Annotated in this window: 9 protein-coding genes; 7 read left to right on the top strand and 2 right to left on the bottom strand. The window is 63.5% G+C overall.

Annotation, left to right across the window (positions count from 1 at the left end):
- Positions 1-90 precede the first annotated feature (90 nt).
- The 5 genes from ilvA to MPN20_RS10580 all read left to right on the top strand — a co-directional run bounded on the left by ilvA (position 91) and on the right by MPN20_RS10580 (position 4,527).
- Complete coding sequence (gene ilvA, locus MPN20_RS10560; RefSeq protein WP_242781912.1) at positions 91-1,350, top strand: threonine ammonia-lyase IlvA; 1,260 nt, start codon at positions 91-93, stop codon at positions 1,348-1,350.
- Between the two features lie 56 nt (positions 1,351-1,406).
- A complete protein-coding gene (locus MPN20_RS10565; protein WP_242781900.1) occupies positions 1,407-2,414 on the top strand; it encodes an NAD(P)H-quinone oxidoreductase in 1,008 nt (335 codons plus the stop codon).
- Positions 2,415-2,480: 66 nt separating this feature from the next.
- A complete protein-coding gene (locus MPN20_RS10570; RefSeq protein WP_242781901.1) occupies positions 2,481-3,113 on the top strand; it encodes a proteasome activator in 633 nt (210 codons plus the stop codon).
- A gap of 80 nt (positions 3,114-3,193) precedes the next feature.
- Positions 3,194-3,709 (top strand): hypothetical protein, encoded by a 516-nt coding sequence (locus MPN20_RS10575; protein ID WP_242781902.1) that lies wholly within the window; start codon positions 3,194-3,196, stop codon positions 3,707-3,709.
- Positions 3,706-4,527 (top strand): HAD family hydrolase, encoded by an 822-nt coding sequence (locus MPN20_RS10580; protein ID WP_242781903.1) that lies wholly within the window; start codon positions 3,706-3,708, stop codon positions 4,525-4,527. The genes MPN20_RS10575 and MPN20_RS10580 overlap by 4 nt, the downstream gene beginning before the upstream one ends.
- 95 nt (positions 4,528-4,622) lie before the next feature.
- On the opposite strand, the gene MPN20_RS10585 is transcribed toward MPN20_RS10580, so the two are convergent.
- A complete protein-coding gene (locus tag MPN20_RS10585) occupies positions 4,623-5,471 on the bottom strand; it encodes an HAD family hydrolase (protein ID WP_242781904.1) in 849 nt (282 codons plus the stop codon).
- Positions 5,472-5,485: 14 nt separating this feature from the next.
- A complete protein-coding gene (serS, locus tag MPN20_RS10590) occupies positions 5,486-6,766 on the bottom strand; it encodes a serine--tRNA ligase (RefSeq protein WP_242781906.1) in 1,281 nt (426 codons plus the stop codon).
- Positions 6,767-6,848: 82 nt separating this feature from the next.
- Between serS and MPN20_RS10595 the strand changes: the two genes are divergently transcribed.
- Positions 6,849-7,964, top strand: coding sequence for a diacylglycerol kinase family protein (locus MPN20_RS10595; protein WP_242781908.1), 1,116 nt, complete (start codon positions 6,849-6,851; stop codon positions 7,962-7,964).
- Positions 7,965-8,228: 264 nt separating this feature from the next.
- Positions 8,229-9,083: hypothetical protein (locus MPN20_RS10600; RefSeq protein WP_242781910.1), on the top strand; the 855-nt coding region annotated here is incomplete at its 3' end.

Raw genomic sequence — 9,083 nt, forward strand, 5'->3', positions numbered from 1 at the left:
TTCGGGAGTCCTCATTTCGGAACGGTTTGCCAAATAACAAGACAGTAGGAGCACAATGGAGATGTGTTGAAACGAGACGAATCATCCCAGATGCAATCACTCGCGTACGAGGTCGAAGCGGCCGCGGCGCGAATTGCCGACTCCGTGATCATGTCTCCCCTCCACATTTCCGAGCGGCTCTCGGCCGCGACTGATTCCACTATCTACCTCAAACGCGAGGATCTGCAGATGGTGCGGTCGTACAAGATCCGCGGCGCCTTCAACTTCATGCTCCAACTCGACGCGACCGAGCGCGCCCGCGGAGTCGTGTGCGCCTCGGCCGGCAACCATGCCCAGGGCTTCGCCCACGCATGCAAGGAACTCGACATCCAGGGCACGATCTTCGTCCCCAAAACCACGCCGAGGCAGAAGATCGAACGTGTTCGTCACTTCGGCGGCGACCGGGTGACGATCGAGATCGCCGGCTCCACCTATGACGATGCGTCGGCACTGGCACATCGGTTCGCCGAACGCGAGGACGCCCTCCTCGTCTCCGCGTTCGATGACCTGCGCACGATCGCGGGCCAGGGCACCGTCGCAGCCGAGATCCACACCCAGCTCGATGACGACCCCGACATCATCATCGTGCCCGTCGGAGGCGGAGGCGTCCTGGCAGGCATCGCCGCCTACGCGTCGGAACATATGCCTCATACCACCGTCATCGGTGCCGAACCGGCAGGCGCCGCCTCGATGATTGCAGCGCTCAAGGCAGGCCGTCCCGTCACCTTGGAGAACATCGACCGGTTCGCCGACGGCACCGCAGTCAAACGGGCGGGCACTCTCACCTATGAGATCGTCGCCGAACTCGGGCTCGACGTCCGCCCTGTCGCCGAAGGTGCAGTGGCCACGGAGATGCTCGACATGTATCAGATCGACGGCATCATCGCCGAGCCTTCGGGCGCCCTGGCCTCAGCATCAGTCGGCGCGCCCGGAACCGGCAAACCGATCACCATCGAACCCGGTTCGACCGTCGTCTGCCTGGTCTCGGGCGGCAACAACGACATCTCCCGCTACCCGGAGATCCTCGAGCGTTCACTGGTCCACGAAGGGCTCAAGCACTACTTCATCGTCGACTTCCCGCAGGAGCCCGGGGCTCTGCGCAGATTCCTCAATGAGATCCTGGGCCCCGACGACGACATCGCGATGTTCGAGTACGTCAAACGCTCCGACCGTGAGACCGGACCGGCGTTCGTCGGCATCGAGCTCGGCTATGCCGAAGACCTGCCGAACCTCCTCGAACGCATGGACGCCTCGCAGATCGAGATCGAACGCGTGCACCAGAATTCGCCGATGTTCCGCCTCTTCGCCTGAGCGAGACTGGTTCGCCTGAATGGGACTGGCCTCGCCCAACGGACTAGAGTGGAATCATGCGAGCAATCACGATTTCCACCCCGGGCGGTCCCGAAGTACTCCAGGTCACTGACGAACCGACACCGGACATCGCCGCCGACGAGGTTCTCGTCAAGGTTCACGCTGCGGGCGTCAATCGCGCCGATCTGCTGCAGCGCCAGGGCTTCTACGATCCGCCGGCCGGAGCCACACTGATCCCCGGCCTCGAGGTCTCTGGGACGATCACCGACCTCGGCTCCGAGGTTTCCGGCTGGCAGGTCGGCGACCGTGTCGCTGCGCTGCTCTCCGGAGGCGGATACGCCGAGGCGGTCCCTGTTCCCGCAGGTCAGCTCCTTCCCGTCCCCGACGATTTCGATCTCACCGCGGCAGCCGCCCTGCCCGAGGTGCTCTCGACCGTGCACTCCAACATCGTCGGCCAGGCCCGGATCCAGGCCGGCGAATGGCTTCTCGTCCACGGCGGCGGCTCCGGAATCGGCACCGCCGCGATCCAGATAGCCAAGCACCTCGGAGTGAAGATCGTCGTCACCGTCGGCTCTGAGCGGAAGGCCGAATTCTGCCGCAGCCTCGGCGCCGATGCGGTCATCAACTACCGCGACGAGGACTTCGTCGAGCGCGTGCACGAGATCTGCGAGCATCCCGACGGCACCACCGGCGCGGACGTCATCCTCGACATCATCGGTGCGAAATACCTCAAATCCAACATCAAAGCACTGCGCACCGACGGGCGCCTCGTCATCATCGGCATGCAGGGCGGCGTGAAGGCGGAGCTCAACATCGGCTCCCTCATGCAGCCGCGCAAGTCCGTCGCCGGGACCACCCTGCGTGCCCGTCCGAAAGAGCAGAAGATCTCCATCGTCGCCGAGGTGGCCGCTCAGTTGTGGCCGGCCGTGATCTCGGGCTACATCCGCCCGATCGTCCACGAGACGATGCCGCTCGCCGACGCCGCGAAGGCGCACACAGCGCTGGAAGACGGATCAAGCATCGGCAAGGTTCTGCTCATCGTCGACGAAGAATCGGCGAGCTGAGTCGATATCACTGCACGCCTGGCGTGCAGTGACCATGAGGCCACCACAGGTAGAAGGAGTCCGGTCATGACCACCAATTCCGATCAGCCCGTCAGCTCGACGGTCCACTCCCCCGCCGATGAGACTGCGCCGGGTTCGACCGTCGACGGAACAACGTCTGCGACATCTGCGGCTTCACCTGCGTCTGCGGCGTCTGCGCCGGAGCAGGCCTCCTCCGAGCGGCCCTCCGCGGAGGTCGACGTCTCGTCCCCGGCGAAGGTGATGCGGATCGGCACGATGGTCAAGCAGCTGCTCGACGAGGTTCGCAATACCGATCTCGATGAGAAGGGCCGGGAACGTCTGGCGAAGATCCACCGCCGGTCGATCGAAGAGCTCGAGGACGGACTGTCCAAGGACCTCATCGACGAGCTCGAGCGCCTCGACCTCCCCTTCGACACAAGCGACGGTCCCCCGACGAACTCCGAACTGCGCATCGCTCAGGCTCAGCTCGTCGGCTGGCTCGAGGGGCTCTTCCACGGCATCCAGACCGCGATCATGGCGCAGCAGGCCATGGCTCAGCAGGGACTCGCCGGTCATGCGCAGCTTCCTCCGGGCATGGTTCCTCCCGGCGCTGTTCCCGGCGCAGCACAGGGCGGCGATCAAGGTAGCCAGGATTCCCATTCCGATGACGACAAGCGCGGGACCGGCAACTACCTGTGAGCGAATTCCTCTCGAAATTCACCAAGGCCGGATCGCGGACGAAGTCAGGCAGGTCCGGCCGGAGGAACCGGTCATTACCGATGAAACCTGACGACCGGTTCGGCACGGGCCTCTGGCGCCACAACCGCAATCGCTTCATCCGTGCCGTTGACCGCTACTACACGACTGCGGTCGCCATCCACAAAGCTCACGAAACATCGACCAAGGCAGCCGTCGCAGGCACGACGGTCGGCACGGACGACTCTGCGACCACCTCGGCGGGGGACGTGAACACCATCGTGGACGGCACCCACCGGCTCAACGACCTCGTGCCCGTCGTCGATGAGATCACCGGCTGGCTGCACGAGCACCATCCGGTCACCGGGCAGGTCGTACCCAGCAATACCCGCGAGCGCGTCGGTGACACCCCCGAGCTGCTGACCCGGGCATCGTCGAAGGTCGCCGAGGCGGTGCTGGCCGCATCCATGGCCCGCGCAGAGATCACCTCCGGCCGACCGATCGCCTTGAGTGCCCAGGCGGCCGAGCGCTTCATCACCGATGCGGCCGAGCTGCTCGAGCGGGCCCAGGCGAACCTGGATAGGCTGGGCGGATCATGACTGCTCCCCCTGACTTCGACCTCGGCCTCGTCGCCAGCGACATCGATGGAACCCTGCTGCTCGACTGGCAGCCGATCTCGAAGGCCACGATCGACGCGATCCACCGCTGCCAGAGCGAAGGCGTCCCGTTCGTCCTGGTCACCGGCCGTCCGATCAGATGGCTGGCGTCGATCGCCGAGCAGATTCCCGACCTCGGCCACGTCGTGTGCCTCAACGGCGCCGTCGTCTTCGATATCGCCTCATCGAGCGTCGTCCATGCGCACACCATCGACTTCCCGACCGTCGAACAGATCGTCACGACGATTTCCGCGTCCCATCCTGAGGCACATTTCGCCTACGAAACACTGACCGGCGGCCTCGTCGACAAAGCGTTCATCACGCGCAGACCTCGCGAAGCCCGGGTCATCGATGAGCTGTCGGACCTGGCGGAATTCGACGTCGTCAAGATTCTGGTCAGTCTCGGCTCGAGCGACTCCGAAGCGCTGCACGATCTGCTCGGGCCGCTCGTCACGCAGACTTGCCACGCCTCATTCTCAGACCCCGTCAATGGCCTCGTCGAACTGGCTCCGAAGGGGATCACGAAGGCCAAGACACTCGAACGACTGTGCAACGACCTCGGCGTGCGCCAGGATCAGGTGATGGCGTTCGGAGACATGCCCAACGACATCGAGATGCTCTCCTGGGCCGGGCACGGAGTGGCCATGGGCAATGCGCTGGGTTCGGTGAAGAAGATCGCGGCGGCCGTCACCGAGGCGGTCGATGAGGACGGCGTCGCCCGTTACCTCAACGCGGCCCTGGACGCCCGCGCCTCCCGCTGAGCATTTGGTTCAAACACCTCAGCAACCTTCCGGACGCTGAGCAACCCCAGTAAAGGTTGCTCAGCGCCCGGTGGGTTGCTGAGCCGCAGAAGTCTTCAGCTGCGGGTGCTGCGGGAGCCTTCCAGCGACAGGATTGAGCGGTCGAGGTCGAAGTAGTCGACGAGGGCGATGGCCAGACCATCGTCGTCGACCGGTTCCGTCACCACAGTGCCGAGCTCCTTGAGCACGTCTTTCGCCTGGCCCATGACGATCGAGTGATGGACCCACTCGATCATCTCGATGTCGTTGAGTCCATCGCCTGCTCCGACGCTCAGCGAGTGATCGATGCCGAGTTCATCCTCGACGATCTGGAGGCCGCTGGCCTTCGAGATCCCATCGGGCGCAATGTCGAGCCAGTTGCTCCACCCCACCGAATAGCTGACCTCGTGGAGTCCGAGACGATCGACTGCTACGGCGAATTCCTCGGCCGTGCCGTTGACCTCGCGCATGACGATGCGGGTCGCGCGTTTTTCGAGCAGTTCGTCGAAGTCCACGATGTCGAGGGTGTCGGATTCGGCAAGCTCTCCGTGCGGGAACGGCGCCGATGCCCACCGGTGCAGATCCGGGTCCTCGACGAGGAACAGAGCATTCGGCAGTGCTTCGCGCATCCGCACCAGCGCATCCCGCGGGTCGAAGGAGACGACATGGTGCATCTCCCACCCGAGCGGCAGCGCGGGATCAAGCTTGACCACGACGGATCCGTTCGAGCACACGACGAATCCCTCTTTGAGTTCGAGCGCATGCACGACCTCGAGGGCTCCGGGCAATGCTCGCCCAGTGGAGACGACGAGGTGGTGACCCGCCTCGGTGAGCTCGGTCAGTACCTTGCGGACTGGCTCGGACAGCGAGCCGTCGTACCCGACGATGGTGCCGTCGACGTCGAGCGCGATGAGGTGCTTGGGCAAATTCTCTCCTTGACTCAGAATCGTGGGCCCTCAGGTCCCTGTGCCACCATGCCGCCGAGGTAGGGCCGCAGTGCCGCGGGAACCGTGACCGAGCCGTCGGCCTGCTGATGGTTCTCGAGGATGGGCACCAGCCAGCGGGTGTTCGCCATGGTTCCGTTGAGCGTGGCGACGGGGCGCGTCGCACCGTCGTAGCGTTCGCGGATCTGCAGGCGGCGGGCCTGGAAGGTGGTGCAGTTCGAGGTCGACGTCAGCTCGCGGTAGGTGTCCTGAGTGGGAACCCATGCTTCGCAGTCGAACTTGCGGGCAGCGGAATCACCAAGGTCGCCGGCAGCCGTGTCGATCACGCGGTAGGGAAGTTCGCACAGGCCCAGCATCTTTTCCTGCAGGGAAAGCATGCGCTCATGCTCGGCTTCGGCGTTCTCGACCTCGACGTAAGCGAACATTTCGACCTTCTGGAACTGGTGGACGCGGATGATTCCGCGGGTGTCCTTGCCGTAGGAGCCGGCCTCGCGGCGGTAGCACGAGGAGATTCCGGCATAGCGCAGCGGACCGTCGGAGAGATCGATGATCTCGTCCATGTGGAAGCCGGCCAAAGGCACTTCAGAGGTTCCGACGAGGAACAGGTCGTCAGCTTCGAGACGGTACACCTCATCGCCGTGCTCGCCGAGGAATCCGGTGCCGCGCATGACTTCGGGCTTGACCAGGGTCGGGGTGATGGTCGGAATGAATCCGGCTTCCTCGGCCACATCGCGAGCGAGATTGAGCAGGGCCATCTCGAGCTTCGCGCCGAAGCCGGTGAGGTAGTGGAAGCGTGCGCCTGAGACCTTAGTGCCGCGGCCGGTGTCGATGGCCTTGAGCTTCTCGCCGATCTCCAGGTGGTCGAGCGGGGTGAAGCCGTCAGTGCTGAAGTCGCGGGGTTCGCCGACGGTCTTGAGCGTCACGAAATTCTCTTCGCCGCCTGATGGGATGCCGTCGACGATGAGGTTCGAGAGCTTACCGGCCAGCTTGTCGAAGGCGAAGCTCGCTTCTTCGGATTCCGACTGCAAGGCCTTGACCTTGGCAGACTTCTCCTTGCCCTCGGCGATGAGCGCAGGCTTGTCCTCTTTGGGCGCCTTCGCGATCTGGGACGAGAAGGACTTCTGATCGGCGCGCGCATCTTCGTAGGCCGTGATGGCCGAACGACGCGCGGAGTCCGCAGCCAGGACTTCGTCGACGAGGTCGACGGATGACCCACGGGCCTTCTGCGATGCTTTGAACAGGTCCGGGTTTTCTCTGAGAAGCGCTAGATCGATCACCTTCTCAGTTTAACGGCCCGGGCGACTTTTCGACATTCGACAGCTGTGCGTCTGCTCAAGGTCGGCACGGTAGATTTGGGACATGACATTACAGTTGGACCCCCTGATGACCTGGCTCGTCATCGGCGGCCTCGTCGTGGTGCTGCTGTTGGCGTTCTTCATCGGCCGCCGCACCGGTACTCGACTCGCGCTCAAGCGCGTTCGTCAATACGCGCGCAACCCTGAATCCTCCGACGCCGAGGCGGACCACCCCGGCCGCTACCGTGCCGCTCTGATCGTCAATCCGACCAAGGCCGACGTCCGACGGTTGGCGTCGACCGCCGAGGCGATCTGTCGCTTCGAAGGCTGGAGCCCGCCGCTCGTGCTGGAGACGACCCTCGACGACTCGGGTGAAGGTGCAGCAGTGCGCGCGCTCGACGAAGGGGTGGACGTCGTCATCGCCGCGGGCGGTGACGGGACCATCCGAGCCGTCGCCTCGGCGCTGGCCGGGACCTCGACTCCGATGGGAATCGTCCCGTTGGGCACTGGAAATCTTTTGGCGCGCAACGTCGACATCGTCCTCGACAAGACCGAGTGGGCACTGCGGATCGCTCTATGGGGGCGCAATCGGTACATCGATGTCGGCACGGCCAAGCTCGCCGAGGATGGGGACAGCCATGTCTTCACCGTCATGACAGGTCTGGGCTTCGACGCCGCTGTCATGGCTGATACGAATTCGGACCTCAAGAGCCGAGTCGGCTGGCTCGCGTATGTCGAGGCCGGATCTCGGAAGCTCGCGGGCAGGCCCAGCCATGTGAAGGTCACCTACGACAACGACTATCGGATCTCGGCTCGGGTGCGATCTGTGCTCGGAGGTAACTGCGGCAAGCTGCAGGGCGGACTCCAGCTTCTTCCGCAAGCGGTCATCGACGACGGAATGCTCGACGTCCTCATCGTCAGCCCGAAGAACATCGGTCAATGGGTGGGAGTTCTCGCCTCCATTGTCGGACGCAGAGCGACGAAGGGACTGCACACAGACATCCGCAAATGCCAGAAGGTCGTCATCGAGTCCAAGGACGAACTCGACGTCCAGCTCGACGGTGATGCTCTGGGCCGGTCCGGCTACCTCGAGATGGAGGTCATGCCCTCGGCGCTGACGGTGAGGGTGCCCACGGTCGAACAGCGTCGACAGATCCGCGCCGAGGCCTGGCCTGTCTGATCCTGGACCGTCTGATTCCGGAGTGCTGATTCTGGACCGCTGATTCTGGACCTCTGAGCCGGGCGAAGGTGTTCGCACTTTCGCCCGGCTCAGCTTTACCCGCGGGTAGGTCACAGAACAATGTCGAACAATGACAACTGTTCACCAAAGCGTTACCGCAATTCACCCTGAACTAAACGTACAGAAATAGTTTCCCCAATTCCCTCACCCTAGGATGTTTTCCACAGGCTATTCCCCTCGGTTGTTCAGTTGGAAGGCAACACAATGAAGAAGTTGATCCTCGCCCCGGCAGTCGCCCTCGCATTCACCGGACTGGTGGCCGCACCCGTCGCCGCCGCAGAAACCCCCTCGACACAGTCCGCTTCTGCCGACACCAAAGCTGAGGCCAAGGCCGAACAGCTGAAGAAGGACAAGGCTGACAAAGCCGCGGCCAAGAAGGCCGAAGAGAAGAAGGCGGCAGCGAAGAAGGCCGCTGACAAGAAGAAGGCTGACGCGAAGAAGGCAGCCGACAAAAAGAAAGCTGACGCGGACAAGAAGGCCGATGCCGACAAGTCGGCCAAGAAGGGCGGCGACAAGAAGGTCGATCCCAAGCCTGCCGAGAAGCCCGCACCTAAGGACGACGGCAAGTCTTCTGCTACCAAAGATGAGGGCAAGAAGGATGACAAGGGTTCAGACGCCGAGGAAGCACCCAAGGCGATCGATGCTTCACTGAGGGTCCCATCTTCATCGGTCTCACCCGAGGACCTTGCCACTGACGGCGTCGAAGTCACCGTCACTGGTCTGGAGAAGGGCGACAAGCTCTCGACTTCCGGCCTGACGGCACCTGCTACGACTGCCTCCGGCTCGTCCGCGACGTTGCTCCTCAAGTACAGCGGCAACCCCGATGATCTCACCGCAGCCAAGCAGAACTTCACTGTCAAGGTGCAGCGCGCCGAGGTTGCTCCACAGGCTCTCACCAAATCACTGAAGATCAGCCCGCAGGCTGCCGACCCGATTGATTCCAAGCTCAAGGTCGACCCCAAGGAGATCACCGCCGACGATCTCGCCAACAAGAAGAAGGGCGTGACGGTCACCGTCTCGGGCGTCAAAAAGGGCGACAAGATCACCGACTCGCTGACC

Source organism: Brevibacterium sp. ZH18, assembly GCF_022748595.1.
In the GTDB taxonomy this organism is placed as follows: Bacteria; Actinomycetota; Actinomycetes; order Actinomycetales; family Brevibacteriaceae; genus Brevibacterium.

What these genes read in the sequence shown, in the direction of transcription:
- MPN20_RS10565 (WP_242781900.1), top strand. Translation starts at nt 1,407, where the DNA reads ATGCGAGCAATCACGATTTCCACCCCGGGCGGTCCCGAAGTACTCCAG.
- ilvA (WP_242781912.1), top strand. Translation starts at nt 91, where the DNA reads ATGCAATCACTCGCGTACGAGGTCGAAGCGGCCGCGGCGCGAATTGCC.
- MPN20_RS10580 (WP_242781903.1), top strand. Translation starts at nt 3,706, where the DNA reads ATGACTGCTCCCCCTGACTTCGACCTCGGCCTCGTCGCCAGCGACATC.
- MPN20_RS10570 (WP_242781901.1), top strand. Translation starts at nt 2,481, where the DNA reads ATGACCACCAATTCCGATCAGCCCGTCAGCTCGACGGTCCACTCCCCC.
- MPN20_RS10575 (WP_242781902.1), top strand. Translation starts at nt 3,194, where the DNA reads ATGAAACCTGACGACCGGTTCGGCACGGGCCTCTGGCGCCACAACCGC.
- MPN20_RS10595 (WP_242781908.1), top strand. Translation starts at nt 6,849, where the DNA reads ATGACATTACAGTTGGACCCCCTGATGACCTGGCTCGTCATCGGCGGC.